General features: G+C 41.0%; 36 protein-coding genes and 2 rRNA genes. 2 read left to right on the top strand and 36 right to left on the bottom strand.

Going from position 1 to position 25729, the window contains the following annotated elements:
• Nucleotides 1-18 precede the first annotated feature (18 nt).
• The 3 genes from MHH66_RS00885 to MHH66_RS00875 form a co-directional block, all read right to left on the bottom strand.
• Nucleotides 19-2940: ribosomal RNA gene (locus MHH66_RS00885) — 23S ribosomal RNA — on the bottom strand.
• Between the two features lie 146 nt (nt 2941-3086).
• Nucleotides 3087-4638, bottom strand: a 16S ribosomal RNA gene (locus MHH66_RS00880).
• The 16S and 23S rRNA genes sit together here, the layout of an rRNA operon.
• 224 nt (nt 4639-4862) lie before the next feature.
• Nucleotides 4863-5081, bottom strand: coding sequence for a hypothetical protein (locus tag MHH66_RS00875; RefSeq protein WP_044441818.1), 219 nt, complete (start codon nt 5079-5081; stop codon nt 4863-4865).
• Between the two features lie 193 nt (nt 5082-5274).
• On the opposite strand from MHH66_RS00875, the gene pdaB reads away from it, so the two are divergent.
• A complete protein-coding gene (gene pdaB, locus MHH66_RS00870) occupies nt 5275-6039 on the top strand; it encodes a polysaccharide deacetylase family sporulation protein PdaB (protein ID WP_002029332.1) in 765 nt (254 codons plus the stop codon).
• 124 nt (nt 6040-6163) lie between these two features.
• Here pdaB and kbaA read toward each other — a convergent pair whose 3' ends face one another.
• Nucleotides 6164-6775, bottom strand: a complete 612-nt coding sequence (gene kbaA, locus MHH66_RS00865; RefSeq protein ID WP_002124701.1) for a KinB signaling pathway activation protein KbaA — start codon at nt 6773-6775, stop codon at nt 6164-6166.
• 139 nt (nt 6776-6914) lie between these two features.
• Here kbaA and gerD point away from each other — a divergent pair, with 139 nt between their 5' ends.
• Nucleotides 6915-7529: a spore germination lipoprotein GerD gene (gene gerD / locus MHH66_RS00860; RefSeq protein ID WP_002009716.1), complete on the top strand. Its 615-nt coding sequence runs from the start codon at nt 6915-6917 to the stop codon at nt 7527-7529.
• 53 nt (nt 7530-7582) lie between these two features.
• Here the strand turns inward: gerD and MHH66_RS00855 are convergent, their stop codons facing one another.
• From MHH66_RS00855 to rpsC, 32 genes are all read right to left on the bottom strand, one after another.
• Nucleotides 7583-8650 carry an Mrp/NBP35 family ATP-binding protein gene (locus tag MHH66_RS00855; protein WP_063218464.1) on the bottom strand — a complete coding sequence of 356 codons (1068 nt, stop codon included), beginning with the start codon at nt 8648-8650 and terminating at the stop codon, nt 7583-7585.
• A gap of 144 nt (nt 8651-8794) precedes the next feature.
• On the bottom strand, nt 8795-9508 hold the full coding sequence (cwlD, locus tag MHH66_RS00850) for an N-acetylmuramoyl-L-alanine amidase CwlD (RefSeq protein WP_002009721.1): 714 nt from the start codon (nt 9506-9508) through the stop codon (nt 8795-8797).
• A gap of 66 nt (nt 9509-9574) precedes the next feature.
• Nucleotides 9575-10003: a DUF2521 family protein gene (locus tag MHH66_RS00845; RefSeq protein ID WP_002029335.1), complete on the bottom strand. Its 429-nt coding sequence runs from the start codon at nt 10001-10003 to the stop codon at nt 9575-9577.
• Nucleotides 10004-10165: 162 nt separating this feature from the next.
• Complete coding sequence (gene rpsI, locus MHH66_RS00840) at nt 10166-10558, bottom strand: 30S ribosomal protein S9 (protein ID WP_002009728.1); 393 nt, start codon at nt 10556-10558, stop codon at nt 10166-10168.
• Between the two features lie 21 nt (nt 10559-10579).
• A complete protein-coding gene (gene rplM / locus MHH66_RS00835; RefSeq protein ID WP_002029337.1) occupies nt 10580-11017 on the bottom strand; it encodes a 50S ribosomal protein L13 in 438 nt (145 codons plus the stop codon).
• A 152-nt stretch (nt 11018-11169) separates the two neighbouring features.
• On the bottom strand, nt 11170-11913 hold the full coding sequence (gene truA, locus MHH66_RS00830) for a tRNA pseudouridine(38-40) synthase TruA (protein WP_078185655.1): 744 nt from the start codon (nt 11911-11913) through the stop codon (nt 11170-11172).
• 14 nt (nt 11914-11927) lie between these two features.
• Entirely contained in the window at nt 11928-12722 is a 795-nt protein-coding gene (locus tag MHH66_RS00825) for an energy-coupling factor transporter transmembrane component T family protein (protein WP_002124692.1), read from the bottom strand.
• The gene (locus MHH66_RS00820; protein ID WP_002124690.1) at nt 12710-13591 is read right to left on the bottom strand and encodes an energy-coupling factor ABC transporter ATP-binding protein; all 882 of its coding nucleotides are present in this window, start codon (nt 13589-13591) and stop codon (nt 12710-12712) included. The genes MHH66_RS00825 and MHH66_RS00820 overlap by 13 nt, the downstream gene beginning before the upstream one ends.
• Nucleotides 13567-14409, bottom strand: a complete 843-nt coding sequence (locus tag MHH66_RS00815; protein ID WP_078185650.1) for an energy-coupling factor ABC transporter ATP-binding protein — start codon at nt 14407-14409, stop codon at nt 13567-13569. Before MHH66_RS00815 ends, MHH66_RS00820 begins: the two co-directional genes overlap by 25 nt.
• 104 nt (nt 14410-14513) lie before the next feature.
• The gene (rplQ, locus tag MHH66_RS00810) at nt 14514-14876 is read right to left on the bottom strand and encodes a 50S ribosomal protein L17 (RefSeq protein WP_000331490.1); all 363 of its coding nucleotides are present in this window, start codon (nt 14874-14876) and stop codon (nt 14514-14516) included.
• A gap of 35 nt (nt 14877-14911) precedes the next feature.
• Nucleotides 14912-15856 carry a DNA-directed RNA polymerase subunit alpha gene (locus tag MHH66_RS00805; RefSeq protein WP_078185651.1) on the bottom strand — a complete coding sequence of 315 codons (945 nt, stop codon included), beginning with the start codon at nt 15854-15856 and terminating at the stop codon, nt 14912-14914.
• A 180-nt stretch (nt 15857-16036) separates the two neighbouring features.
• The gene (rpsK, locus tag MHH66_RS00800) at nt 16037-16426 is read right to left on the bottom strand and encodes a 30S ribosomal protein S11 (protein WP_002009745.1); all 390 of its coding nucleotides are present in this window, start codon (nt 16424-16426) and stop codon (nt 16037-16039) included.
• A 24-nt stretch (nt 16427-16450) separates the two neighbouring features.
• On the bottom strand, nt 16451-16816 hold the full coding sequence (gene rpsM, locus MHH66_RS00795) for a 30S ribosomal protein S13 (protein WP_002009746.1): 366 nt from the start codon (nt 16814-16816) through the stop codon (nt 16451-16453).
• 21 nt (nt 16817-16837) lie between these two features.
• Nucleotides 16838-16951 (bottom strand): 50S ribosomal protein L36, encoded by a 114-nt coding sequence (gene rpmJ, locus MHH66_RS00790; protein WP_000868344.1) that lies wholly within the window; start codon nt 16949-16951, stop codon nt 16838-16840.
• A gap of 35 nt (nt 16952-16986) precedes the next feature.
• Nucleotides 16987-17205: a translation initiation factor IF-1 gene (infA, locus tag MHH66_RS00785; protein WP_001029884.1), complete on the bottom strand. Its 219-nt coding sequence runs from the start codon at nt 17203-17205 to the stop codon at nt 16987-16989.
• Between the two features lie 68 nt (nt 17206-17273).
• A complete protein-coding gene (gene map / locus MHH66_RS00780) occupies nt 17274-18020 on the bottom strand; it encodes a type I methionyl aminopeptidase (RefSeq protein WP_078185652.1) in 747 nt (248 codons plus the stop codon).
• Nucleotides 18020-18670, bottom strand: coding sequence for an adenylate kinase (locus MHH66_RS00775; RefSeq protein WP_002009751.1), 651 nt, complete (start codon nt 18668-18670; stop codon nt 18020-18022). Before MHH66_RS00775 ends, map begins: the two co-directional genes overlap by 1 nt.
• Nucleotides 18671-18724: 54 nt before the next feature.
• Entirely contained in the window at nt 18725-20026 is a 1302-nt protein-coding gene (secY, locus tag MHH66_RS00770) for a preprotein translocase subunit SecY (protein ID WP_002124688.1), read from the bottom strand.
• A complete protein-coding gene (gene rplO / locus MHH66_RS00765; RefSeq protein WP_002009754.1) occupies nt 20026-20466 on the bottom strand; it encodes a 50S ribosomal protein L15 in 441 nt (146 codons plus the stop codon). The genes secY and rplO overlap by 1 nt, the downstream gene beginning before the upstream one ends.
• A gap of 33 nt (nt 20467-20499) precedes the next feature.
• A complete protein-coding gene (gene rpmD, locus MHH66_RS00760; RefSeq protein ID WP_002009757.1) occupies nt 20500-20682 on the bottom strand; it encodes a 50S ribosomal protein L30 in 183 nt (60 codons plus the stop codon).
• A gap of 13 nt (nt 20683-20695) precedes the next feature.
• Complete coding sequence (gene rpsE / locus MHH66_RS00755; RefSeq protein WP_002009759.1) at nt 20696-21196, bottom strand: 30S ribosomal protein S5; 501 nt, start codon at nt 21194-21196, stop codon at nt 20696-20698.
• Nucleotides 21197-21217: 21 nt separating this feature from the next.
• The gene (gene rplR, locus MHH66_RS00750; protein ID WP_002009761.1) at nt 21218-21580 is read right to left on the bottom strand and encodes a 50S ribosomal protein L18; all 363 of its coding nucleotides are present in this window, start codon (nt 21578-21580) and stop codon (nt 21218-21220) included.
• Nucleotides 21581-21611: 31 nt separating this feature from the next.
• Nucleotides 21612-22151 (bottom strand): 50S ribosomal protein L6, encoded by a 540-nt coding sequence (rplF, locus tag MHH66_RS00745; RefSeq protein WP_002009762.1) that lies wholly within the window; start codon nt 22149-22151, stop codon nt 21612-21614.
• A gap of 32 nt (nt 22152-22183) precedes the next feature.
• Nucleotides 22184-22582, bottom strand: coding sequence for a 30S ribosomal protein S8 (gene rpsH / locus MHH66_RS00740; protein ID WP_002009764.1), 399 nt, complete (start codon nt 22580-22582; stop codon nt 22184-22186).
• 29 nt (nt 22583-22611) lie between these two features.
• On the bottom strand, nt 22612-22797 hold the full coding sequence (gene rpsN / locus MHH66_RS00735) for a 30S ribosomal protein S14 (protein WP_001085700.1): 186 nt from the start codon (nt 22795-22797) through the stop codon (nt 22612-22614).
• A gap of 33 nt (nt 22798-22830) precedes the next feature.
• Nucleotides 22831-23370 (bottom strand): 50S ribosomal protein L5, encoded by a 540-nt coding sequence (gene rplE / locus MHH66_RS00730; protein WP_002091528.1) that lies wholly within the window; start codon nt 23368-23370, stop codon nt 22831-22833.
• A gap of 26 nt (nt 23371-23396) precedes the next feature.
• Nucleotides 23397-23708: a 50S ribosomal protein L24 gene (gene rplX / locus MHH66_RS00725; RefSeq protein ID WP_000558201.1), complete on the bottom strand. Its 312-nt coding sequence runs from the start codon at nt 23706-23708 to the stop codon at nt 23397-23399.
• Between the two features lie 38 nt (nt 23709-23746).
• Nucleotides 23747-24115, bottom strand: a complete 369-nt coding sequence (gene rplN / locus MHH66_RS00720) for a 50S ribosomal protein L14 (protein ID WP_000615912.1) — start codon at nt 24113-24115, stop codon at nt 23747-23749.
• A 43-nt stretch (nt 24116-24158) separates the two neighbouring features.
• A complete protein-coding gene (gene rpsQ, locus MHH66_RS00715; RefSeq protein ID WP_002091526.1) occupies nt 24159-24422 on the bottom strand; it encodes a 30S ribosomal protein S17 in 264 nt (87 codons plus the stop codon).
• A gap of 20 nt (nt 24423-24442) precedes the next feature.
• Nucleotides 24443-24643, bottom strand: coding sequence for a 50S ribosomal protein L29 (gene rpmC / locus MHH66_RS00710; RefSeq protein WP_002091523.1), 201 nt, complete (start codon nt 24641-24643; stop codon nt 24443-24445).
• Nucleotides 24633-25067 carry a 50S ribosomal protein L16 gene (gene rplP, locus MHH66_RS00705; protein WP_000928969.1) on the bottom strand — a complete coding sequence of 145 codons (435 nt, stop codon included), beginning with the start codon at nt 25065-25067 and terminating at the stop codon, nt 24633-24635. Before rplP ends, rpmC begins: the two co-directional genes overlap by 11 nt.
• Before the next feature lies 1 nt (nt 25068).
• Entirely contained in the window at nt 25069-25728 is a 660-nt protein-coding gene (gene rpsC / locus MHH66_RS00700) for a 30S ribosomal protein S3 (protein WP_002009771.1), read from the bottom strand.
• Between the last annotated feature and the right edge of the window lies 1 nt (nt 25729).

The following is a 25729-nucleotide window of genomic DNA, read 5'->3' as shown; positions in this document are numbered from 1 at the left end:
ACATTAGCTTCATATTATATGGTTAAGTCCTCGATCTATTAGTATTCGTCAGCTCCACATGTCACCATGCTTCCACCTCGAACCTATCAACCTGATCATCTTTCAGGGATCTTACTAGCTTACGCTATGGGAAATCTCATCTTGAGGGGGGCTTCATGCTTAGATGCTTTCAGCACTTATCCCTTCCGCACATAGCTACCCAGCTATGCCCTTGGCAGAACAACTGGTACACCAGCGGTGCGTCCATCCCGGTCCTCTCGTACTAAGGACAGCTCCTCTCAAATTTCCTGCGCCCACGACGGATAGGGACCGAACTGTCTCACGACGTTCTGAACCCAGCTCGCGTACCGCTTTAATGGGCGAACAGCCCAACCCTTGGGACCGACTACAGCCCCAGGATGCGATGAGCCGACATCGAGGTGCCAAACCTCCCCGTCGATGTGGACTCTTGGGGGAGATAAGCCTGTTATCCCCGGGGTAGCTTTTATCCGTTGAGCGATGGCCCTTCCATGCGGAACCACCGGATCACTAAGCCCGACTTTCGTCCCTGCTCGACTTGTAGGTCTCGCAGTCAAGCTCCCTTATGCCTTTGCACTCTACGAATGATTTCCAACCATTCTGAGGGAACCTTTGGGCGCCTCCGTTACACTTTAGGAGGCGACCGCCCCAGTCAAACTGCCCACCTGACACTGTCTCCCGGGTCGATAAGACCCGTAGGTTAGAATTTCAATACAGTCAGGGCGGTATCCCACCAGCGCCTCCACCGAAGCTAGCGCTCCGGTTTCAATGGCTCCCGCCTATCCTGTACAAACTGTACCAAAATTCAATATCAGGCTACAGTAAAGCTCCACGGGGTCTTTCCGTCCTGTCGCGGGTAACCTGCATCTTCACAGGTACTATAATTTCACCGAGTCTCTGGTTGAGACAGTGCCCAAATCGTTACACCTTTCGTGCGGGTCGGAACTTACCCGACAAGGAATTTCGCTACCTTAGGACCGTTATAGTTACGGCCGCCGTTTACTGGGGCTTCAGTTCAGAGCTTCGCTTACGCTAACCCCTCTCCTTAACCTTCCAGCACCGGGCAGGTGTCAGCCCCTATACTTCGCCTTACGGCTTCGCAGAGACCTGTGTTTTTGCTAAACAGTCGCTTGGGCCTATTCACTGCGGCTTTCCGTTAAGAAAGCACCCCTTCTCCCGAAGTTACGGGGTCATTTTGCCGAGTTCCTTAACCAGAGTTCTCTCGCACACCTTAGGATTCTCTCCTCGCCTACCTGTGTCGGTTTGCGGTACAGGCACCTTTTATCTCGCTAGAAGCTTTTCTTGGCAGCGGGGAATCAAAGACTTCGCTCCATAAGGAGCTTCCCCATCACAGCTCAGCCTTCACGATAAGCGGATTTGCCTACTTATCAGCCTAACTGCTTGGACGTGCACAACCAATCGCACGCTTCTTCTATCCTTCTGCGTCCCTCCATTGCTCAAACGATAAAGAGGTGGTACAGGAATATCAACCTGTTGTCCATCGCCTACGCCTGTCGGCCTCGGCTTAGGTCCTGACTAACCCTGAGCGGACGAGCCTTCCTCAGGAAACCTTAGGCATTCGGTGGACGGGATTCTCACCCGTCTTTCGCTACTCATACCGGCATTCTCACTTCTAAGCGCTCCACCAGTCCTTCCGGTCTGACTTCACTGCACTTAGAACGCTCCCCTACCACTGATACCATTGGTATCAATTCGCAGCTTCGGTGGTGTATTTAGCCCCGGTACATTTTCGGCGCAGAGTCACTCGACTAGTGAGCTATTACGCACTCTTTAAATGGTGGCTGCTTCTGAGCCAACATCCTAGTTGTCTAAGCAACTCCACATCCTTTTCCACTTAATACACACTTTGGGACCTTAGCTGGCGATCTGGGCTGTTTCCCTCTTGACTACGGATCTTATCACTCGCAGTCTGACTCCTAAGGATAAGTCATTGGCATTCGGAGTTTGACTGAATTCGGTAATCCGATGAGGACCCCTAGTTCAATCAGTGCTCTACCTCCAAGACTCTTACACTTAAGGCTAGCCCTAAAGCTATTTCGGGGAGAACCAGCTATCTCCAGGTTCGATTGGAATTTCTCCGCTACCCACACCTCATCCCCGCACTTTTCAACGTGCGTGGGTTCGGGCCTCCATTCAGTGTTACCTGAACTTCACCCTGGACATGGGTAGATCACCTGGTTTCGGGTCTACGACCACGTACTAAACGCCCTATTCAGACTCGCTTTCGCTGCGGCTCCGCCTCTTCAGCTTAACCTCGCACGGGATCGTAACTCGCCGGTTCATTCTACAAAAGGCACGCCATCACCCATTAACGGGCTCTGACTATTTGTAGGCACACGGTTTCAGGATCTCTTTCACTCCCCTTCCGGGGTGCTTTTCACCTTTCCCTCACGGTACTGGTTCACTATCGATCACTAGGGAGTATTTAGCCTTGGGAGATGGTCCTCCCAGATTCCGACGGAATTTCACGTGTTCCGCCGTACTCAGGATACATTCAAGAGAGAACGAAGTTTCGACTACGGGGTTATTACCCTCTGTGACGGACCTTTCCAGGTCGCTTCGTCTACCTCGTTCCTTTGTAACTCCGTATAGAATGTCCTACAACCCCAAGAGGCAAGCCTCTTGGTTTGGGCTAGATTCCGTTTCGCTCGCCGCTACTCAGGAAATCGCATTTGCTTTCTCTTCCTCCAGGTACTTAGATGTTTCAGTTCCCTGGGTCTGTCTTCCATACCCTATGTATTCAGGTAAGGATACCATACCATTACGTATAGTGGGTTTCCCCATTCGGAAATCTTCGGATCAAAGCTTACTTACAGCTCCCCGAAGCATATCGGCGTTAGTCCCGTCCTTCATCGACTCCTAGTGTCAAGGCATCCACCGTGCGCCCTTTCTAACTTAACCAAACTAAAATTAAAAAAATATGAGCTACACTGTTATCTAGTTTTCAAAGAACATACATTTAAACTTGAGAGATAGTTCTCTCAAAACTGAACGAAACAAAACAAGTCAACGTTTATTGATGAACTGCGTTCATCAATTCTCCATAGAAAGGAGGTGATCCAGCCGCACCTTCCGATACGGCTACCTTGTTACGACTTCACCCCAATCATCTGTCCCACCTTAGGCGGCTGGCTCCATAAAGGTTACCCCACCGACTTCGGGTGTTACAAACTCTCGTGGTGTGACGGGCGGTGTGTACAAGGCCCGGGAACGTATTCACCGCGGCATGCTGATCCGCGATTACTAGCGATTCCAGCTTCATGTAGGCGAGTTGCAGCCTACAATCCGAACTGAGAACGGTTTTATGAGATTAGCTCCACCTCGCGGTCTTGCAGCTCTTTGTACCGTCCATTGTAGCACGTGTGTAGCCCAGGTCATAAGGGGCATGATGATTTGACGTCATCCCCACCTTCCTCCGGTTTGTCACCGGCAGTCACCTTAGAGTGCCCAACTTAATGATGGCAACTAAGATCAAGGGTTGCGCTCGTTGCGGGACTTAACCCAACATCTCACGACACGAGCTGACGACAACCATGCACCACCTGTCACTCTGCTCCCGAAGGAGAAGCTCTATCTCTAGAGTTTTCAGAGGATGTCAAGACCTGGTAAGGTTCTTCGCGTTGCTTCGAATTAAACCACATGCTCCACCGCTTGTGCGGGCCCCCGTCAATTCCTTTGAGTTTCAGCCTTGCGGCCGTACTCCCCAGGCGGAGTGCTTAATGCGTTAACTTCAGCACTAAAGGGCGGAAACCCTCTAACACTTAGCACTCATCGTTTACGGCGTGGACTACCAGGGTATCTAATCCTGTTTGCTCCCCACGCTTTCGCGCCTCAGTGTCAGTTACAGACCAGAAAGTCGCCTTCGCCACTGGTGTTCCTCCATATCTCTACGCATTTCACCGCTACACATGGAATTCCACTTTCCTCTTCTGCACTCAAGTCTCCCAGTTTCCAATGACCCTCCACGGTTGAGCCGTGGGCTTTCACATCAGACTTAAGAAACCACCTGCGCGCGCTTTACGCCCAATAATTCCGGATAACGCTTGCCACCTACGTATTACCGCGGCTGCTGGCACGTAGTTAGCCGTGGCTTTCTGGTTAGGTACCGTCAAGGTGCCAGCTTATTCAACTAGCACTTGTTCTTCCCTAACAACAGAGTTTTACGACCCGAAAGCCTTCATCACTCACGCGGCGTTGCTCCGTCAGACTTTCGTCCATTGCGGAAGATTCCCTACTGCTGCCTCCCGTAGGAGTCTGGGCCGTGTCTCAGTCCCAGTGTGGCCGATCACCCTCTCAGGTCGGCTACGCATCGTCGCCTTGGTGAGCCGTTACCTCACCAACTAGCTAATGCGACGCGGGTCCATCCATAAGTGACAGCCGAAGCCGCCTTTCAATTTCGAACTATGCAGTTCAAAATATTATCCGGTATTAGCCCCGGTTTCCCGGAGTTATCCCAGTCTTATGGGTAGGTTACCCACGTGTTACTCACCCGTCCGCCGCTAACTTCATAAGAGCAAGCTCTTAATCCATTCGCTCGACTTGCATGTATTAGGCACGCCGCCAGCGTTCATCCTGAGCCAGGATCAAACTCTCCAATAAAGTTAGTTTGTCTAGCATCTAAAAATAAAAATTGACGTTCACGTTGTTTGTTTCGTTCAGTTTTCAAAGAACTACTTAGTCGCTCATTTGCGACTTCCTTATGTTAACATCTTCATTTTTCGATGTCAACTAAGTTTTTTAATTTATTTTTTGTCGTTTTCTGCGTTTCTGCATCAGCGACGTTTATTAATTTATCATATCCTTACTCTTAGCGTCAACACTTTTTAATAAAAAATTCTTTTTCTTACATAACGAATACATTCTTCCCTATTAGCAACTCTCCGAAATAAACAAAAAATGATTTTATACCTTTCTTCCATCGCCTTTTTTACAACGCTATGTATACGCTCATCTTCAAAATCAAATAAAAGTTCCTCTAACTCTCTCTTCAGTATGTATTCAATTTCTTTTCTCTCTTCCTTCGTCAACATAATCCCAAGCAAATTATCACCCCAATAACTCCTTACGTGTACCGATAAACGCCCCACTCATTTTCAATTATCAATACTGTATCATCAAAAAACAAAATTCTATCACTCATTATATCCACCACTTACGATATTAATCCCTTGTTCTCTTTTTTTAATTTAAAGCATATATGTAACTGAAAAGGATTGGACAAAGGGGCGTAATATTATGTTTTTCTTTTTTATTACGAGTAAAAGAACATTTAAACACATTAGCTTAATAGTCGTACTTTCCTTATTTACAGCATGGCTACTCTTTTTAAAAACATATTCACATGAATCTGCTTTTTCAACTGCTACTGGCCCTAAAGTGATTTACAAAGGGGACACTGCAAAAAAACAAGTTGCATTCACGTTTGACATTAGCTGGGGGGACAAAAAAGCTATTCCAATCCTTAATACACTCAAAGAAAGAGAAATTAAGAATGCAACCTTCTTTCTCTCTGCTGCATGGGCTGAAAGACACCCTGATATTGTCGAACGCATCATGAAAGATGGACATGAGATTGGTAGTATGGGCTATAATTACACATCCTACACTTCACTAGAAGCAAATGAAATACGACGAGATCTTTTGCGGGCACAAGATGTTTTTACGAAACTTGGCGTAAAACAAGTCAAGCTATTACGTCCACCTAGTGGCGATTTTAACAAAACAACTCTTAAAATAGCGGAATCACTCGGATACACCATCGTTCATTGGAGTAACAATTCAAATGACTGGAAAAATCCCGGCGTAAATAAAATCATTTCCACAGTCTCTAGCAATTTAAAGGGCGGAGATATCGTCTTATTACATGCTTCTGATTCTGCCCTTCAAACAAATAAGGCTTTACCATTACTCTTACAAAAATTAAAGAGCGACGGATATGAACAAACCTCTGTATCACAACTTATTTCCAACACAAGTACAAAAAGTGAAGATATTAAGTAGTTCCTTTCTACACGGTCCTTCACACATAAAAAGCTCTGCTATCTTTTGTTAAGATAGCAGAGCTTTTTTATCCTAGCATTTACAGACGATAAGAATCTGGATAATTAAAAATCCACTCTCCTCATTAAGCTGACTTACTCTTTTGTCCAATTAAACGATGCAATACAAGTAACTGATATGAATTACATAATAAAAGTGGTATCACCATTAAATATAACCAATCTGTATCATTAATCCGGAGCGCTGGTACCCATTCAAGAATTGTTACAACAACCATAAAGAACAGAGCGGGAACAAATGCTTTTTTATTCGTTTCTTTACTCTTTATATAAGCGACAATTGCCCCAAACACAAATAACATCCCAGCAACAAGTATGTTATTCCCTAATGAAACTTCCCCATTTGCAACAAGTACTGACCTTAAATAAACGAAATCAAATAATACGAACGCAATAAAGAACAGTTGCACTGTATTCCATAAAGAAGATGACCGAAACATCCCTAATCCAAAACGATGGATCGTTAAATACGCAAAGAACCCCATTTGACTTATAACACTAAAAATAAATCCTACGCCCATCAACCAAAAGGAAATTGCTAAAATCTCTTTTCCGTCGAAATTTTGAAAAAATTTAGCGTACTTGTCCCACTCTAAAACAAAACCAATAAAGACTGTGCTAATCCCACCAAGAAACAACGTCGTAAAAAATAGTCGTACCCACTTGCGGCTATTCACAACACATCCCCCATTATTCTTATATTTCTAATTAAATTGTAACAATGACAATTTCAAAAAGCTAGCCATGTTAATGTATAAATTCCTTAAAGAGATTTATATTAAAAAAAGAGAACTTTGCTGAAAGGAGCTCCAACTTATGAAACGGATGCTGCTCGTTTTGATTTCTTCTTTTCTATTTATAGCACTAGCGGCATGTGCACAAGAAAAAGAAGCAAAATCCGAACTTGATTATGATCAAACAAAAAAAATGATTGTTGATATTTTAAAAACCGATCAAGGAAAAAAAGCGATCCAAGATGTATTAACTGATGAAAAAATGAAACAAGCACTCATACTAGATGAAACAGTAGTAAAAAAAACGATTGAAGATGCACTGGTATCTGAAAAAGGGCAACAATTCTGGGAAAAGCTCTTTAAAGACCCTGAGTTCTCATCGAAATTTGCTAAAAGTATGGGAAAAGAACAAACAAACTTAATGAAAACTTTACTAAAAGATCCTGAATACCAATCAGGTGTTATAGAGATTATGAAAAATCCTGAAGTAGAGAAAATTATGTTACAAACAATGAAGAGTAAAGAATATCGTCAATATTTACAGCAAGTACTAACTGAAACTGCCGAAAGTCCTCTCTTCCAAGCTAAGATGATTGACATCATTAGTAAAGGTGTACAAAAAGCCGAAAAAGGTGGGTCTGATAAGAAAGGCGCAGGTGGTGAAGGCGGTTCTCAAGATGGGAACAAAGAACAATAATAAAAATTATAGCACTGAGTGGACAATGTATATATTGTCCACTCATTACTACTTTAGTTTTGCGTGACAGCTGTTTTATCAATAACTGTCTCAGCTATCGTACGATAAATGAGACCCGTTGTATGTGTATCTTCATATACTGACGGCGCAAAGTCCTCTTTATTCCAATCAGGTTGTTGAAGTGGAATTCGGCCAAGTATATCCGTTTGGAGTTCCGTAGCCAATTTATCTCCTCCACCTCTTCCAAACACATACTCTTTTTCACCAGTTGCTTTACTTTCAAAATACGCCATATTTTCAACAACACCAAGAATGCTATGTTCTGTACGTAAAGCCATGGCTCCAGCGCGCGCTGCTACAAATGCCGCTGTTGGATGCGGCGTTGTTACAATAATCTCTTTACAAGCCGGCAACATCGAATGTACATCTAAAGCAACATCACCCGTACCTGGTGGTAGGTCCAATACTAAGTAATCTAAATCACCCCACTCTACTTCTGTGAAAAAGTGATTTAACATTTTCCCAAGCATCGGTCCTCTCCAAATAACAGGTGCGTTATCTTCTACAAAGAATCCCATTGAGATTACTTTCACGCCTAGACGCTCCACTGGTATTATCTTATCACCTCTTACGATTGGACGTTTTTCTATACCCATCATATCCGGTACACTAAAACCGTAAATATCCGCGTCAATGATACCAACCTTTTTGCCTAAACGAGCTAAAGCAATTGCAAGGTTAACAGAAACAGTTGATTTCCCTACTCCACCTTTTCCACTTGCCACTGCTAAAAATGTTGTATTTGAGTTCGGTGATAATAAGGATTCACTTTTCTCTTCCTCTTGCGGTGGTGCAAACTGAGCTAATTCCTCTTCTGTAAATTCTGCAAAACGAAGTCCAACTGTTGTTGCTCCAAGTTCTTTTACTAACTTTACAATTCCAGACTGCAACTGCATTTGTTCCGCTGTACCCGTCTTTACAATTGCAATTTTAACACTTACATGTTCCTTCTCAGGTTTGACTGTCACCTCTTTAATTGCATTTGTTTCTTTTAACGTTTTATGTATAAACGGATCTACAATCCCTTCCAATGCTTCCACTACCTGCTCTTTTGTTACCATAATTAGCCCAGCCCCCTGTATGAAAAATAACGTATTGTTAATTAAATTTATCTCTCTTTATTTTTGAAATAAATGCGTTTACATTTCCAGTATAACATATTTTCGGAAAACTTCGTTAACGAGAGAAACTCGAAAAAATCCTCCTTATTCTGGAGGATTTCCTTTTTCCGTAAAATAACGTAATATACCACGATATATTGCAGCAGCTACTTTTTGTTGGTATTTCTCCGAATTTAACATATATCTTTCATTCACATTCGATAAAAAGCCAGCCTCAATTAAAGCACCTGGTGTTTTGGCATACTTCAATAAATACACGTGAGGAATTGTTTTAGCAGAACGATTCGTATTTTCTAAGCTTGTTCTCAATTCAGCTTGTATAAATTTCGCAGCCCGTTCATTTTCAATCGAAGAACGATAGTAGAAAGTTTGTGCGCCCTTAGATCCACTACTAGTTAGGGCATTTAAATGAATACTCGCAAAAAAGTCTACATCAGGCTTATTAATGATCTCAACACGCTTTTTTAAATCCTCTGCTTTACGTCTACTATATGACTTTGTATCTTTATTAGCTAAATCATAATCTCCTTCACGCGTTAAAATAACTAAAGCACCTTGTTCTTGTAAATAATCTTGTACCTTTTTTGTAATCTCAAGTGTAATATCTTTTTCTACAATATCCTTTCCACCAACAGCCCCTCCGTCTGGCCCACCATGCCCAGCATCTAGTACAATCACTTTCCCTGATAAGGGTAAATTCCAAGCTCGCCACGATTTTGTAATTTGAAATTCTTGTTTAACTAAAAAAAACAAAACAACCGCAGCGAGCGCAAAAGAGATAATTCGAATTCTCTTCATACCTTTCCTCCTCCAGCTAGTCCCTCTAATTACTTATATGGGACAAGAGGAAAGTTTATGCTTGTCTTAGTGTAGCTTTAATCGATATCTTCTTTCGCCTTTTTCATAGCCTTCCTGCCACCACAAGCCGATAAACTGCTGGCAAGATTCAAAAAGCAATTCCTCGTCTTGCAACTTAATTTCACGTATAGTCATACTCGTTAAAAATTGAAATAACGTTTCAGTTAATTGTTGTTCTTCTTCTAAAGCCCTATATTTCACATCAAAGAATGATTCGCCATGATAACCAAATTTACTGTATCTCGCTCCTAATAAATAAGATTCTATCCCTAGTTCAATGCAATAATCTTCATACTGACGATGAAGTTCTTGCATTTGAAAGGCATCACGAATATTTAAACGCAATGTTTTTAATGATAATTCTCGCAGCATCTTCCGCTCGTATTTTAACTGCTTTTCTTTTTGTTTTTCTTGTAAGCTGACAATGACATTCATAGTACTTATAAACCTCCCTAATACGTATTAGTCTAAACTTCTAAAGAAGAAGCATACGTAGGACGGTAGCACTAAAATATTCCAAGCTAAAAAAATTACAAAAGAAGAATTAAACATAAAAAAACCCCAACCAAAATGGTTGGGGTTTGTAGTTCGCAAAAATTAACGTTTTGAGAACTGAGGTGCACGACGTGCGCCTTTAAGACCGTATTTTTTACGCTCTTTCATACGTGCGTCACGAGTTAATAGACCCGCACGTTTTAATGTTAGACGGTATTCTGGATCAGCTTTTAATAAAGCGCGAGAAATACCGTGACGAATAGCACCAGCTTGACCAGTGTATCCACCACCATTTACGTTTACAAGTACATTGTAGTTACCTAAAGTTTCTGTTGCAACTAGAGGTTGTTTCACTACTTCACGTAATGCAGCAAATGGGATATAGTTTTCAAAATCACGACCGTTAATAATAACGCGTCCTTCGCCTGGAACTAGGCGTACGCGCGCTACTGAACTCTTACGACGTCCAGTGCCATAGTATTGAACCTGTGCCAAAGTAAGCCCTCCTTTAATTAATTATCCGCGAAGTTCGTAAACTTCTGGTTGTTGTGCTTGGTGTGGATGCTCTGCTCCAGCATACACGTTTAATTTCTTAGACACTTGACGTCCTAAACGTCCTTTTGGAAGCATGCCTTTAATTGCAAGCTCTAACATTTGTACAGGGTAGTTTGTACGCATTTCTAGAGCTGTTCTTTGCTTAAGTCCACCTGGGTGGTTAGTGTGACGGTAGTAAATTTTATCGTTTAATTTATTACCTGTTAAATGAATTTTCTCAGCGTTAATAATAATTACATGATCACCCGTGTCAACGTGTGGTGTAAATGTTGGTTTGTGTTTACCACGTAAAATGGATGCTACTTCAGTAGATAGGCGACCTAAAGTTTGACCTTCAGCATCAACCACATACCATTTACGCTCAACTTCGTTAGCTTTTGCCATAAAAGTCGTACGCATGTGTTTCCCTCCTCGTTATCTTTTCCATAGAAAAAATCTATTGTTTATCTTAAACACGATTTCCTTCCGGGGCTAATCGTGGTTTTAGAAACAATACCATATGTTATGATATACTTTTGAGTTTCTAATGTCAAGCAAATGTTACACCAGGATTAGTTGTTATAGTTTACCTGCCATAAGTAAAGTCCATGACCTGGAGCCATCTTTCCAGCAAACTGGCGATTTTGTTTCGCTAAAATCTCTGGAATACTATCCGGATCAAGCTTTCCTTGACCTACGCTAAGTAACGTACCAACAATAATTCTGACCATATTATATAAAAATCCATTACCTACAAAGCGAAAAATTAATTCATCGTCTTGCTCAATTAATTCGATTTCATAAATTGTTCGCACTTTATCTTTTTTGTCAGTTTTTGCCGAACAAAAAGAAGTAAAGTCATGCGTTCCAATAAAATAAGGAATCGCTTTTCTTATAGAGTTTATTTCGAGCGGATATGGATATTGATATACGTAATTTCTACGGAATACATCCGCAGTCTTTGATAATAATACACGATAGCGATATTCTTTTTTCTCGACACCGTAACGTGCATGAAATTCTTCTTTTTTCTTCTCTACCTGCCTGATAATAATATCATCCGGCAACATTGTATTTAAAGCATTACTCCATTGCCACTCTTCAAGAGACAAAGGTGTATCAAAGTGTATCACTTGTCCTTTGGCGTGAACGGTAGAATCCGTTCTGCCTGATGCCTGCACACGAACAAGTTCTCCTTTATGCAACTTCTGCAATGCTTTCTCTATTTCTTGTTGAACAGTCCGATGCTGTGGTTGAATTTGGTAACCACAAAAATGAATGCCATCATATGCAACTGTACATTTTATTCTTTCCATTTCTCTATTCTCCATTACGACCGCACCCATGCCAAAATACAAGCTAAACAAAGTAAGCTTACAATTGTTACTGTATCACTTATTTTCCAGCGTAGTTGCCTAAATTTAGTACGTCCTTCGCCACTTTTATATCCACGAGATTCCATCGCAATCGCTAAGTCCTCTGCACGCTTAAAAGCACTGATAAATAATGGAACGAGTAGTGAGATAATAGCTTTCATCCTATCTTTTATCGGTCCCCCGGCGAAATCAATGCCACGTGACGCTTGTGCTTTCATAATTTTACTCGTTTCATCCATTAATGTCGGGATAAAACGTAGTGAAATTGACATCATTAATGCGATTTCATGAACAGGAACTTTTATACGCTTGAACGGCTTTAATAACGTCTCCAACCCATCTGTAATTTCAATAGGTGTCGTCGTTAACGTTAATAATGTCGTCATTAAAATAATAACGAAGAATCGTATAGAAATGTATATCCCTTGCTCTAATCCTTTTTCATGTATCGAAAACCAACCAAGCTGGAATAGTACTTCCCCTTCTTTATTTGTAAAAATATGCAGGAAAAATGTAAAAAGAAAAATCCACAGAATTGGTTTTAAGCCCGAAAGTACATAACGAATCGGCACTTTTGCAAAAAATAAAGCAATGAGTGCATATAAAAATAAAAATCCATATGAAATCGCATTATTTGCTAAGAAAACAACAAATACATATAAAAAGACAATCAACAGCTTCGTACGAGGATCAAGTTGATGAATGAGTGACTGACCTGGAATATATCTCCCAATAATCAACTGCTGCATGATTCATGACCACCTTTTCGTAACACCTGTACAACTTCATGAGTAAGATCCTCTAAAGATAAGGTAGCCTTCGAAATTGAAATACCAAACTTCTCTTCAATTGCACGTTTATACTTTAAAGACATTGGAAGATCCACACCGATTTGTTCTAATTCATCAGCATATGAAAATACTTCCTCTGCTCTTCCTTGCAAAAAGACCGTTCCTTTATGCATGACCACTATTTGATCTGCATACTTAGCGGCATCCTCCATATTATGGGTAACAAGAATGACTGTAAGCCCCTGTTCCTTATGCAAATTGTAAAACATCTCCATGAGCTCGTGCTGTCCTTTTGGATCAAGCCCTGCTGTAGGTTCATCTAATACAAGCACTTCGGGTTCCATCGCAAGTACGCCCGCTATTGCAACACGCCTCATTTGCCCACCGCTTAATTCAAACGGAGAACGTGCTAATAACTCTATGTCCAATCCAACAAGCTGGATTGCATCTTTCGCCTTTTGTTTTGCCTCTTCTTCAGATACACCAAAATTAGTCGGTCCAAAACAAATGTCCTTTTCAACTGTTTCTTCAAATAGTTGATGTTCTGGAAACTGAAAGACAACCCCTACTTTTTTTCGTAGCGGCTTAAGCTTTTTCTCTTTCTTCCCTGCTGAAATTAAATGTTCACCAATTTGAACCGTACCATTTGTCGGCTGCAATAAACCATTTAAATGTTGAATCATCGTCGACTTACCTGAACCAGTATGACCGATAATGGCATAATAGCCCCCACTTGGAAACGACACGTCTACATCATAAAGTGCGCGTCTTTCAAATGGAGTTTTATATTGATAACGATGTTCTACTTTTTGGAATGTAATCTCCAAAGTTCGTTCACCAAGCTTTCCATTGTAAGATGCGTATTTTGCAAGTGAATTTCATTTCTTTTTAATAATTCTGCTATTTTCACCGAAAAAGGTACATCTAATCCAATCTCTTGGAGCATATGAGAGGATTTGAAAATTTGCTTTGGAGTACCTTCCTCTAATATTTCTCCCTTGTTCAAAATAATAATACGGTCTGACTGTGCCGCTTCTTCTAAATCGTGCGTAATCGATAACACCGTAATACCCTTTTGATTAACAAGTTGTCTGACCGTTTCTACTACTTCACGTCTCCCCTGAGGGTCTAACATTGAAGTTGCTTCATCTAGTATTAAAATAGATGGTTGAAGTGCTAGAACACCTGCTATTGCGACTCGCTGCTTTTGTCCACCAGATAACGAATGGGGTTCTTCATTTAAAAAATCTTCCATACGGACAAGTTGCAGAGCTTGTTCTAGTCTTTCTATCATCTGCTCCCTTGGCATTCCGATGTTCTCTAGGCCGAATACAACGTCATCTTGTACTGTCGTTCCAACAAATTGATTATCTGGATTTTGAAATACCATGCCAATTTGCTTTCGAACATCCCATACTGTTTCCTCTGATAAAATCATTGTATCATTTAAAGTAATTTTCCCTGATTCCGGTAAAAATAAGCCATTCAATAATTTTGCAAGTGTAGACTTCCCTGAACCATTTTGTCCAATAACAGATACCCATTCTCCTTCATATAAGGAAAACGAAACATCTTTTAATGCATAAGAGGCTGCCCCAGGATATTGAAATGATATATTTTCTGTCCGAAGTTTCTCTTTTTTCAATACAAGGCACCCTTTCTTTCATCAAGTTAGCCTATTTTTATACTTAAAAAAAAAGGGCCATGACCAGTTACTTGAAAAGAACTGTCCTGCCCTTTTAATCATCATTATACTAACTCGATAATTACCATTGGTGCTGCGTCTCCGCGACGTGGACCAATTTTTGCAATACGAGTGTATCCGCCTTGGCGCTCAGCATAGCGTGGAGCTACATCAGCGAATAATTTTTGAAGTGCATCTTGACCAGTCTCAGCGTTAGCAACCTCATTACGGATGAAAGCTGCTGCTTGACGACGAGCATGAAGATCTCCGCGTTTACCTAAAGTGATCATTTTTTCCACTACAGAACGAAGTTCTTTTGCACGAGTTTCTGTCGTTTGGATGCGCTCGTTGATAATTAAATCAGTAGCTAAATCACGTAACATAGCTTTACGTTGCGCACTTGTACGGCCTAATTTTCTGTATGCCATTCGTAGTTCCCTCCTTTGTTGATGGGTTTAAATCCTCAGTCGTCTTTACGTAAACCTAAACCTAATTCCTCAAGTTTATGTTTAACTTCTTCTAAGGATTTACGTCCTAAGTTACGAACTTTCATCATATCTTCTTCTGTTTTGTTCGCAAGCTCTTGTACAGTATTAATTCCTGCACGTTTTAGGCAATTATAAGAACGAACAGAAAGATCTAGTTCTTCGATAGTCATCTCAAGAACTTTTTCTTTTTGATCTTCTTCCTTCTCGACCATAATCTCAGCATTTTGTGCTTCGTCAGTTAAACCAACAAAGATATTTAAATGCTCAGTTAAGATTTTGGCACCTAAAGAGATAGCTTCTTTTGGCCCGATGCTTCCATCCGTCCATACATCAAGCGTAAGCTTATCATAATTAGCCACTTGTCCGACACGTGTCTTTTCCACTTGGTAAGTCACACGTGATACTGGAGTATAAATAGAATCAATAGGAATTACTCCTATTGGTTGATCTTCGCTTTTATTTGCATCAGCTGGCGTATACCCACGGCCACGCTTTGCAGTTAAACGCATGCGGAAATGCGCATTTTTTGCTAACGTCGCAATGTGTAAATCTGGATTTAAGATTTCAACATCACTATCGTGAGTAATATCAGCAGCTGTGACAATACCTTCGCCCTGTACATCGATTTCCAACGTCTTCTCTTCTTCAGAGTAGATTTTAAGAGCTAACTTTTTCAAGTTTAAGATCATCGTCGTAACGTCTTCTACTACGCCATCAACTGTTGAAAATTCGTGTAAAACGCCATCGATTTGGATAGCAGTTACAGCGGCACCAGGGAGTGAGGATAAAAGAATACGACGTAAGGAGTTACCCAAAGTAGTACCATATCCACGCTCAAGCGGTTCAATCACGAATTTGCCATACTTAGCATCTTCGTTAAGTTCAACCGTTTCGATTTTCGGTTTTTCGATTTCAATCATTAACTAAACCCTCCTTCAAAACGTCGAAACCCCGGTTAAACAAAGGAAGAACCTCTGTTTAACCGAAAGTCCCCCTTAGGCAGTTCCCGATTGTGCACAACAAGCGATGTTTCTGTACGAAATTTCTCGATAATGCATCATATCCATTATAGACAAAAGGGAAAATTCTATACAGAAAAATTACACACGACGACGTTTTGGTGGACGACATCCATTATGAGGAACTGGAGTAACATCTCTAATTGCTGTTACTTCTAGACCTGCCGCTTGAAGAGCACGAATTGCAGCTTCACGACCAGCACCAGGACCTTTAACAGTAACCTCTAAAGTTTTTAAACCATGCTCCATTGCAACTTTAGAAGCAGCTTCAGCAGCCATTTGCGCAGCGAATGGAGTAGATTTACGAGATCCACGGAAACCAAGTGCACCAGCACTAGACCAAGAAAGTGCGTTACCATGAGTATCTGTAAGTGTTACGATTGTGTTGTTGAAAGTAGAACGAATATGAGCTATACCAGCTTCAATATTCTTTTTCACACGTTTTTTACGAGTGTTTGTTTTACGTGCCATTGTTAGTTCAACCTCCTTTACTTATTATTTCTTTTTATTTGCTACTGTACGACGTGGACCTTTACGTGTACGAGCATTGTTTTTAGAGTTTTGACCACGAACTGGTAAACCACGACGGTGACGAAGACCACGGTAAGAACCGATCTCCATTAGACGTTTAATGTTAAGAGATACTTCACGACGAAGGTCTCCCTCAACTTTAATACGATCGATGATATCACGGATACGTCCTAATTCATCTTCCGATAAATCACGAACTCGTGTTTCCGAAGAAATACCAGCTTCTGTAAGAATTTTTTCAGCAGTTGTGCGACCAATGCCGAATACGTAAGTTAAAGAAATAACAACGCGCTTGTCACGAGGAATATCTACACCTGCGATACGTGCCATTTTGAATGCACCTCCTTCTGATTAACCTTGTTTTTGTTTATGTTTAGGGTTTTCACAAATAACCATTACTTTTCCACGTCTACGAATAACTTTACATTTTTCGCAGATTGGTTTAACTGACGGTCTTACTTTCATGTCTCGAACCTCCTTAAAGATTACGGAGTGCTATATTATTTAAAACGGTACGTAATACGACCACGATTTAAATCGTACGGAGATAATTCTACCGTAACTTTGTCTCCTGGTAAAATACGAATGAAGTTCATACGGATTTTACCAGAAACGTGAGCCAATACGACATGCCCATTCTCTAATTCTACTTTGAACATAGCATTTGGCAACGTTTCAAGAACGGTACCTTCGACTTCAATTACATCATCTTTAGCCATTCAATAGTTCTCCCTTCTTCAAATCAGTAACATTTTACACTGCTCTGAAATCCCGGAGAGCCAGCTACTTATAAAGTGGTAAGGATTTCGTATCCTGCTTCTGTAAGAGCAATCGTGTGCTCAAAATGGGCACACCATTTACCATCTACCGTTACCACTGTCCAGTCATCAGATAGTGTTTTTACATATCGTCTTCCTTGATTCACCATCGGCTCAACACAGATGACCATTCCCGGCTTTAATCTAGGGCCTCTATTTAGTGGACCATAGTGCGGGATTTGAGGGTCCTCATGTAAGTCTTGCCCGATTCCGTGACCAACATACTCCCTAACGATCGAGAACCCATTCTCTTCAGCATGTGTTTGAACCGCATGCGAGATATTTGATAATCTTTCGCCTGGTTTTACTTGTTCTAGACCAAGATACAACGATTTTTCTGTGACATCAAGTAGCTTTTGAACAGATTCAGAAATGTTTCCAACTGGATACGTCCATGCAGAATCACCATGGTACCCATTGTATTTCGCACCAATATCGATACTGATGATATCGCCCTCTTCGAGCTTACGCTTCCCTGGAATCCCGTGTACAAGCTCTTCATTTACAGAAGCACAAATGCTCCCCGGAAATCCGTTGTATCCTTTAAAAGATGGCGTAGCACCATATTTTCGAATCGTCTTTTCCGCTATTTGATCGAGCTCTTTCGTTGTAATTCCTGGAGTAATATGTTGTTTCAACTCTTGATGAGTTAAAGCAACGATCCTGCCAGCTTCTCGCATGATGTCTATCTCGCGAGGAGTTTTGCAGATGATCATTACGCTAAGTCTCCGATGAGAACATCGATATCAGCAAATACTTTATTGATATCTTGCTCACCATTAATGCTTTGTAAGTAGCCAAGCTCCTCGTAGAAATCAAGCAAAGGTTTTGTTTGCTTAATATTTACATCTAAACGATTTGCTACAGTTTCTTCATTGTCATCAGAGCGTTGATATAATTCGCCACCACATTTATCGCACACATCAGCTTTTGCTGGCGGATTGAATTCTAAGTGGTAAGTCGCACCGCATTCTTTACAAATGCGACGGCCTGTAAGGCGTTTTAATAACAACCCTGAATCCACATTAATGTTTAAAACATAGTCGATTTTTTTGCCAAGATCTTTCATAATCTCTTCAAGAGCTGATGCTTGTGCAACAGTTCGTGGGAAACCATCTAATAAGAAGCCTTTAATACAGTCTTCTTGGCTTAAACGTTCACGAACAATTCCAATTGTAACTTCATCTGGAACAAGCGCACCTTTATCAATAAAAGATTTTGCTTGTAAACCAAGTTCAGTTTCAGCCTTCATAGCTGCACGGAACATATCTCCTGTTGAGATGTGAGGGATGTTATACTTGGCAATAATCTGTTCGGCTTGTGTACCTTTACCAGCACCAGGAAGCCCCATTAAAATCAAGTTCATCCTTGTTCCCCCTCAGTACATGAGCATGTAGGGAAGACAGTTCTTCCCACTTACTCACTGCTTGATAAACCCTTTGTAATGGCGTTTTACCAATTGGCTTTCTAGCTGCTTCATTGTTTCTAAAGCAACGCCGACAACGATTAACATACTCGTTCCACCAATCTGTGCAGATGGAGGAAGATTTCCCAATTTCGTAAAGATAACTGGTAAGATTGCAATCGCTGCTAGGAAAATTGATCCCACAAAGGTCAAACGATACAAGATTTTTGTTAGATATTGTTCTGTATTCTTACCCGGACGAATACCTGGAACATATCCACCTTGCTTGTTTAGATTCTCTGACATTTGCTCTGGATTAACCTGAACAAATGCATAGAAATATGTGAAGGCTACAATGAGCGCAACATATATGATCATTCCCACTGGGTGAGAATAGTTAAAGTTTGCAATAATCCACTGCGACACATCATGTTTCGGGAAGAACTGTGCAATAGTTGGAGGCGTAATTAAGAATGAAACAGCAAAAATGACTGGAATAACACCCGCACTATTTACCTTAAGTGGTAAATGAGTGTTTTGTGCTCCAGCATGATTCCCATTCCCTCCTGTTACACGCTTCGCGTATTGAATTGGGATCTTTCTAACAGCCTGTTGAATGAAAATAACACCAACAATAACCGCTAGCACAGCTAGTAAAATCAATGCAACTTTAACGATACTCATGAACAATTGATCTCCGATATTTTGAAACTGTTGTTGATACACTTGAGATATAACACTTGGGATCGCTGCGGCAATACCGCCAAAGATAAGAATGGAAATACCATTACCTACACCTTTAGCTGTAATCTGTTCACCTAACCACATTAAAAATGCAGTACCAGCAGTCAGTACCGTAGCAATGTATAAATAAGTGCTCCAACCTGGATTCAAAATTAATTGCCCACCTACCATACCGTTAAAACCGATTGACATACCAAACCCCTGAATAAACGCAAGAACAATTGTAAAATAACGCGTGAATTGCGTTAGTTTACGACGGCCCATTTCGCCTTGCTTCGACCATTCCGAAAATTTAGGAACAACATCCATCTGCAATAATTGCACGATGATGGATGCTGTAATATACGGCATGATTCCCATCGCGAAGATGGAGAAGTTCTTCAAGGCGCCACCGCCAAATGTATTTAGGATACCTAAGGCATTTAATTGATCTTGTGCTTTCAGTACGTCTCCATTTGTAAATGGCACTGGGATAAACGTGCCAATCCTGAATACGACTAACATCGCTAAAGTGAATAATATTTTACGTCTTATCTCAGCAACGCGCATAAAGTTGGAGATTGTACGAAACATTAGATCACCTCAACTGATCCGCCAGCTGCTTCAATTGCTTCTTTAGCACTTGAAGAGAACTTGTGCGCTTTAACAGTTAATTTTTTCTCTACTGCTCCGCTTGCAAGAATTTTAACACCGTCGTTTAATTTGCTGATAACGCCAGTTTCCAGCAATAATTCAGGTGTTACTTCTGTACCATCTTCAAAACGATTTAACGTTGATAAGTTTACAATAGTAAACTCTTTACGGTTAATGTTTGTGAAGCCGCGTTTTGGTAAACGACGGAATAGTGGAGTTTGACCACCTTCGAAGCCAAGACGAACACCGCCGCCAGAACGTGCGTTTTGTCCTTTATGACCTCTACCAGCAGTTTTACCGTTACCAGAACCGATACCACGACCGACACGGTTACGTACTTTACGAGAACCTTCTGCAGGTTTTAATTCATGAAGTTTCATTCCCAGGCACCTCCTTATATTAATGAGTTATCCTTAAGCTTCTTTTACAGAGATAAGGTGAGAAACTTTGTTGATCATACCAAGAATAGCAGGAGTTTCTTCCTTAACTACAGTTGAATTCAACTTTTTAAGACCTAAAGCTTCTACCGTCGCACGTTGATCTTGTGGACGACCAATTACACTACGAGTGAGGGTAATTTCTAACTTTTTCGCCATTTGTTTTCCCTCCTTAACCTAGTAGCTCTTCTACAGATTTACCGCGTAATTTTGCAACATCTTCAGCGCGCTTAAGTTCGCTTAATCCGTTCACAGTAGCGCGAATCATGTTGATTGGTGTGTTAGAACCAAGAGATTTCGAAAGAATATCTTGTACACCAGCTAATTCTAGTACCGCACGAACAGGTCCACCAGCAATAACACCAGTACCCTCAGCAGCAGGTTTTAAGAATACTTCACCAGCTCCAAAATGACCGTTGATTGTGTGAGGAATTGTTGTACCAACTAATGGTACAGCGATTAGGTTTTTCTTAGCGTCTTCGATAGCTTTACGGATTGCGTCTGGTACCTCTTGTGCTTTACCAGTACCGAATCCAACATGACCGTTTTTATCGCCAACTACAACTAGTGCAGCAAAGCGGAAACGACGACCACCCTTAACAACTTTCGCGACACGATTTATCGTAACTACACGTTCTTCAAGTTCTAATTTACTTGGGTCAATGCGTTGCATCAATTTTCCCTCCTTTGACCATTAAAATTGTAATCCAGCCTCACGAGCAGCTTCAGCTAGAGCTTTAACACGGCCATGGTATAAGTAACCACCGCGATCAAATACTACTTCTTTAACGCCTTTCTCTACAGCACGCTTAGCAACTGATTCTCCAACTTTCGTAGCAGCTTCAGTATTGCTAGTACCGTTAAGAGCAAGGTCTTTATCAAGAGTAGATGCACTTACTAATGTTACACCATTTACATCATCAATAACTTGAGCGTAAATATGTTGGTTAGAACGGTACACGTTTAAACGTGGACGTTCTGCAGTACCAGTAAGTTTAGCACGTACACGTGCATGTCTTTTCTTACGAGTCGCATTTTTAGCAGCTTTAGTGATCATTCTTGTCACTCCTTTCTTTCACCTAACGGGTTTACTTAGCAGTTTTACCTTCTTTACGACGAACAACTTCGCCTTCGTAACGAATACCTTTACCTTTATATGGTTCAGGAGCACGTACAGCGCGGATGTTAGCAGCAAATTCGCCAACACGTTGCTTGTCGATACCTTTAATTACGATTTTAGTTGGTACAGGTACTTCAACTTCAAGTCCTGCTTCTGGAGTCATTTCTACTGGATGAGAATAACCTACGCTTAAAACAAGTTTATCTCCTTGTTTTTGAGCACGGTAACCAACACCGACTAATTCAAGTCCGCGTACGAAACCTGTAGTTACACCTTCAACCATGTTTCCGATTAAAGCACGAGTTGTACCGTGTAATGCACGGTGTTCCTTCTGTTCAGATGGACGCTCAACTGTTAGTGTATTTTCTTCAATTTTGATAGACATATCAGTTTTGAAAGTACGAGTTAATTCACCTTTAGGGCCTTTTACTGTTACAGTATTGTCTTCTGCAACTGTAATAGTAACACCTGCAGGGATTTCAAGAATCTTTTTACCAATACGAGACATGTGGTCACACCTCCGTTCGTTTTAAATATATATTACCAAACGTATGCTACTACTTCTCCACCAGTTTGTAATTGACGAGCGTCTTTGTCTGTCATTACTCCCTTAGATGTAGAAACAAGAGCGATACCTAATCCGTTAAGTACACGTGGTACTTCATCAGCTTTTGCGTAAACGCGTAAGCCAGGTTTACTGATACGTTTTAATCCAGTGATTACACGTTCATTGTTTGCACCATATTTCAGGAAAATACGAAGGATACCTTGTTTGTTATCCCCAATGTATTCTACATCACGAATGAAACCTTCACGTTTTAAAAGTTCAGCGATCTCTTTTTTGATTTTAGAAGCAGGAACCTCTAATTTCTCATGACGTACCATGTTCGCATTACGGATGCGAGTAAGCATGTCTGCAATTGGATCTGTCATCACCATGTGTTTTACCTCCTTCCCATTTGTGGGTTTTACCAACTAGCTTTTTTAACACCAGGAATTTGACCTTTATATGCAAGTTCACGGAAACAAATACGGCAAAGCTTAAATTTGCGGTATACAGAATGCGGACGACCGCAGCGTTCGCAACGTGTATACTCTTGTACTTTAAACTTAGGAGTACGCTTTTGTTTCGCGATCATAGATTTTTTAGCCACGTTTTCGCCTCCTCTACTTAGCGTTGGCTTCCATTATTTTTGGAATGGCATACCGAATTGTGTTAAAAGTTCACGAGCTTCTTCATCAGTTTTCGCTGTAGTAACGATTACGATGTCCATACCGCGGACTTTACTTACTTTATCATAATCAATCTCAGGGAAAATTAGTTGCTCTTTAACACCTAATGTGTAGTTCCCACGACCATCGAATGATTTCTTAGAAACACCACGGAAATCACGTACACGTGGTAAAGAAACTGATACTAATTTGTCGAAGAACTCATACATTTGTTGTCCGCGTAAAGTTACTTTCGCACCGATTGGCATACCTTCACGAAGACGGAAACCAGCGATTGATTTTTTAGCGCGAGTTACAACAGGTTTTTGACCTGCGATTTGCGTTAATTCTTCTACTGCATTGTCTAAAGCTTTTGAGTTAGATACCGCGTCACCAACACCAGTGTTGATTACGATCTTTTCGATTTTCGGTACTTCCATCACAGATTTATAGTTAAACTTGCTCATTAGAGCAGGAGTAATTTCCTTTTGGAACTTCTCTTTAAGGCGATTCAATGAAGTGACCTCCTTTCTTAAGAAAATTATTTATCTAATAATTCACCAGATTTTTTTGCAATACGAACTTTTTTACCATCTTCTACTTTGAAGCCTACGCGAGTAGGTTCGCCTGTTTTCGGATCTAATACCATAACATTAGAAACGTGAATAGGTGCTTCTTTCGTAATAATTCCACCTTGTGGATTTAATTGAGATGGCTTAGAGTGTTTTTTAACGATGTTAACACCCTCAACGATAACACGGTTTTGCTTTGGGAAAGCCACAAGGATAACGCCTTGTTTTCCTTTGTCTTTACCAGTGATTACCTGAACTTTATCACCTTTTTTTACATGCATCTTAATTCTGCACCTCCTTAGCAAGGCAATACCTTAAATTATAGAACTTCTGGAGCTAAAGAAACGATCTTCATGAAGTTGCTATCACGTAATTCACGAGCTACTGGTCCGAAGATACGAGTACCACGTGGGCTCTTATCGTCTTTGATGATAACCGCTGCGTTTTCATCAAATTTAATATAAGAACCGTCCGGACGACGAGCTCCGCTCTTCGTACGTACCACTACTGCCTTAACAACGTCACCTTTTTTAACAACGCCACCTGGTGTTGCTTGTTTTACCGTAGCAACGATAATATCACCAATATTAGCATATTTACGACCAGAGCCGCCTAATACTTTAATTGTTAAAAGTTCACGTGCACCAGAGTTGTCAGCAACTTTCAAACGAGATTCTTGTTGGATCATGTTATGAAACCTCCCTTCGGACTAAAAATTCCGATTCGTCTATTTAGATAACAACCGCTTCTTCAACGATTTCAACTAAACGGAAACGCTTAGTAGCAGAAAGCGGGCGAGTTTCCATGATTTTAACGATATCGCCAAGTTTTGCTTGGTTTTGCTCATCATGGGCTTTGTACTTTTTAGAATACTTAACACGTTTTCCGTACAAGGAATGAGTTTTGTAAGTTTCAACTAAAACTGTAATCGTTTTGTCCATTTTATCAGACACAACACGACCAGTATAAACTTTGCGTTGGTTACGTTCGCTCACTATGCAAACCTCCCCTCAATTTATCGATTAATTCCGATCTCTCTTTCACAAACTACAGTTTTCATACGAGCAATCGCTTTACGCACTTCACGGATGCGAGTTGGATTCTCTAATTGTCCTGTAGCAAGTTGGAAGCGAAGATTGAACAATTCTTCCTTTAAAGCTTTAACTTTTGTTTCGATTTCGGCAGTGGTTAATTCACGAATATCATTAGTTTTCATTAGATTCACCACCATTTTCTTCACGTTTTACGAACTTACATTTCACAGGTAGTTTGTGAGCTGCAAGACGTAATGCTTCGCGTGCTACCTCTTCAGATACACCCGCGATTTCAAACATAATTTTCCCAGGTTTTACTACTGCTACCCAGCCTTCTGGTGCCCCTTTACCGGAACCCATACGTACTTCTAGAGGTTTTGCAGTGTAAGGTTTAGAAGGGAAAATTTTAATCCATACTTTACCGCCACGTTTCATGTAACGAGTCATTGCACGACGAGCAGCTTCGATTTGACGGTTTGTAATCCATGAAGCAGCTTGTGCTTGTAAACCGAATTCACCGAAAGCAATTTCAGTTCCACCTTTTGCACGACCACGCATTTTACCACGATGCTCTCTACGATATTTTACGCGTTTTGGCATTAACATATTATTTTCCTCCTTCCTCAGAAGCTTTCTTTTTTGTAGGAAGGACTTCTCCACGGTAGATCCATACTTTTACGCCTAATTTACCGTATGTTGTATCAGCTTCAACTGCTGCATAGTCAATATCAGCGCGAAGTGTATGAAGTGGAACAGTTCCTTCACTGTAAGATTCTGCACGAGCGATATCAGCCCCGCCAAGACGACCAGAAACCTGTGTTTTAATACCTTTTGCTCCTGCACGCATAGCACGTTGAATAACTTGCTTTTGTGCACGACGGAATGATACACGGTTTTCTAATTGACGAGCGATGTTTTCGCCCACTAATTTAGCGTTAAGATCAGCTCTCTTAACTTCTAAAATGTTAATGTGTACACGCTTGCCTGTTAATTGGTTAAGAGCTTTACGAAGTGCTTCAACTTCAGTACCACCTTTACCAATTACCATACCAGGTTTTGCAGTGTGAATTGTAACATTTACACGATTTGCTGCACGTTCGATTTCTACTTTAGCAACAGCAGAATCTTTTAAGCGTACAGTAATGTACTCACGGATTTTGATGTCTTCATGTAATAACGTAGCATAATCTTTCTCAGCGAACCAACGAGATTCCCAGTCGCGGATAATACCGACACGAAGACCAATTGGATTAACCTTCTGACCCATC

This window comes from Bacillus sp. FSL H8-0492, assembly GCF_038006145.1.
GTDB classification, from domain to species: domain Bacteria; phylum Bacillota; class Bacilli; order Bacillales; family Bacillaceae_G; genus Bacillus_A; species Bacillus_A mycoides.
This window is presented reverse-complemented; position numbering and strand designations above follow the sequence as displayed.

Bases quoted from the DNA above. Each gene is read 5' to 3' on its own strand.
- pdaB (WP_002029332.1), top strand. From the start codon at position 5,275: ATGTTTTTCTTTTTTATTACGAGTAAAAGAACATTTAAACACATTAGC.
- gerD (WP_002009716.1), top strand. From the start codon at position 6,915: ATGAAACGGATGCTGCTCGTTTTGATTTCTTCTTTTCTATTTATAGCA.
- MHH66_RS00855 (WP_063218464.1), bottom strand. From the start codon at position 8,650: ATGGTAACAAAAGAGCAGGTAGTGGAAGCATTGGAAGGGATTGTAGAT.
- cwlD (WP_002009721.1), bottom strand. From the start codon at position 9,508: ATGAAGAGAATTCGAATTATCTCTTTTGCGCTCGCTGCGGTTGTTTTG.
- MHH66_RS00845 (WP_002029335.1), bottom strand. From the start codon at position 10,003: ATGAATGTCATTGTCAGCTTACAAGAAAAACAAAAAGAAAAGCAGTTA.
- rplM (WP_002029337.1), bottom strand. From the start codon at position 11,017: ATGCGTACGACTTTTATGGCAAAAGCTAACGAAGTTGAGCGTAAATGG.
- truA (WP_078185655.1), bottom strand. From the start codon at position 11,913: ATGGAAAGAATAAAATGTACAGTTGCATATGATGGCATTCATTTTTGT.
- MHH66_RS00825 (WP_002124692.1), bottom strand. From the start codon at position 12,722: ATGCAGCAGTTGATTATTGGGAGATATATTCCAGGTCAGTCACTCATT.
- rplQ (WP_000331490.1), bottom strand. From the start codon at position 14,876: ATGGCATACAGAAAATTAGGCCGTACAAGTGCGCAACGTAAAGCTATG.
- MHH66_RS00805 (WP_078185651.1), bottom strand. From the start codon at position 15,856: ATGATTGAAATCGAAAAACCGAAAATCGAAACGGTTGAACTTAACGAA.
- rpsK (WP_002009745.1), bottom strand. From the start codon at position 16,426: ATGGCACGTAAAACAAACACTCGTAAAAAACGTGTGAAAAAGAATATT.
- rpsM (WP_002009746.1), bottom strand. From the start codon at position 16,816: ATGGCACGTATCGCAGGTGTAGATATTCCTCGTGACAAGCGCGTTGTT.
- rpmJ (WP_000868344.1), bottom strand. From the start codon at position 16,951: ATGAAAGTAAGACCGTCAGTTAAACCAATCTGCGAAAAATGTAAAGTT.
- infA (WP_001029884.1), bottom strand. From the start codon at position 17,205: ATGGCTAAAGATGATGTAATTGAAGTCGAAGGTACCGTTCTTGAAACG.
- map (WP_078185652.1), bottom strand. From the start codon at position 18,020: ATGATCATCTGCAAAACTCCTCGCGAGATAGACATCATGCGAGAAGCT.
- MHH66_RS00775 (WP_002009751.1), bottom strand. From the start codon at position 18,670: ATGAACTTGATTTTAATGGGGCTTCCTGGTGCTGGTAAAGGTACACAA.
- secY (WP_002124688.1), bottom strand. From the start codon at position 20,026: ATGTTTCGTACAATCTCCAACTTTATGCGCGTTGCTGAGATAAGACGT.
- rplO (WP_002009754.1), bottom strand. From the start codon at position 20,466: ATGAAACTTCATGAATTAAAACCTGCAGAAGGTTCTCGTAAAGTACGT.
- rpmD (WP_002009757.1), bottom strand. From the start codon at position 20,682: ATGGCGAAAAAGTTAGAAATTACCCTCACTCGTAGTGTAATTGGTCGT.
- rpsE (WP_002009759.1), bottom strand. From the start codon at position 21,196: ATGCAACGCATTGACCCAAGTAAATTAGAACTTGAAGAACGTGTAGTT.
- rplR (WP_002009761.1), bottom strand. From the start codon at position 21,580: ATGATCACTAAAGCTGCTAAAAATGCGACTCGTAAGAAAAGACATGCA.
- rplF (WP_002009762.1), bottom strand. From the start codon at position 22,151: ATGTCTCGTATTGGTAAAAAGATTCTTGAAATCCCTGCAGGTGTTACT.
- rpsH (WP_002009764.1), bottom strand. From the start codon at position 22,582: ATGGTGATGACAGATCCAATTGCAGACATGCTTACTCGCATCCGTAAT.
- rplX (WP_000558201.1), bottom strand. From the start codon at position 23,708: ATGCATGTAAAAAAAGGTGATAAAGTTCAGGTAATCACTGGTAAAGAC.
- rplN (WP_000615912.1), bottom strand. From the start codon at position 24,115: ATGATCCAACAAGAATCTCGTTTGAAAGTTGCTGACAACTCTGGTGCA.
- rpmC (WP_002091523.1), bottom strand. From the start codon at position 24,643: ATGAAAACTAATGATATTCGTGAATTAACCACTGCCGAAATCGAAACA.
- rplP (WP_000928969.1), bottom strand. From the start codon at position 25,067: ATGTTAATGCCAAAACGCGTAAAATATCGTAGAGAGCATCGTGGTAAA.
- rpsC (WP_002009771.1), bottom strand. From the start codon at position 25,728: ATGGGTCAGAAGGTTAATCCAATTGGTCTTCGTGTCGGTATTATCCGC.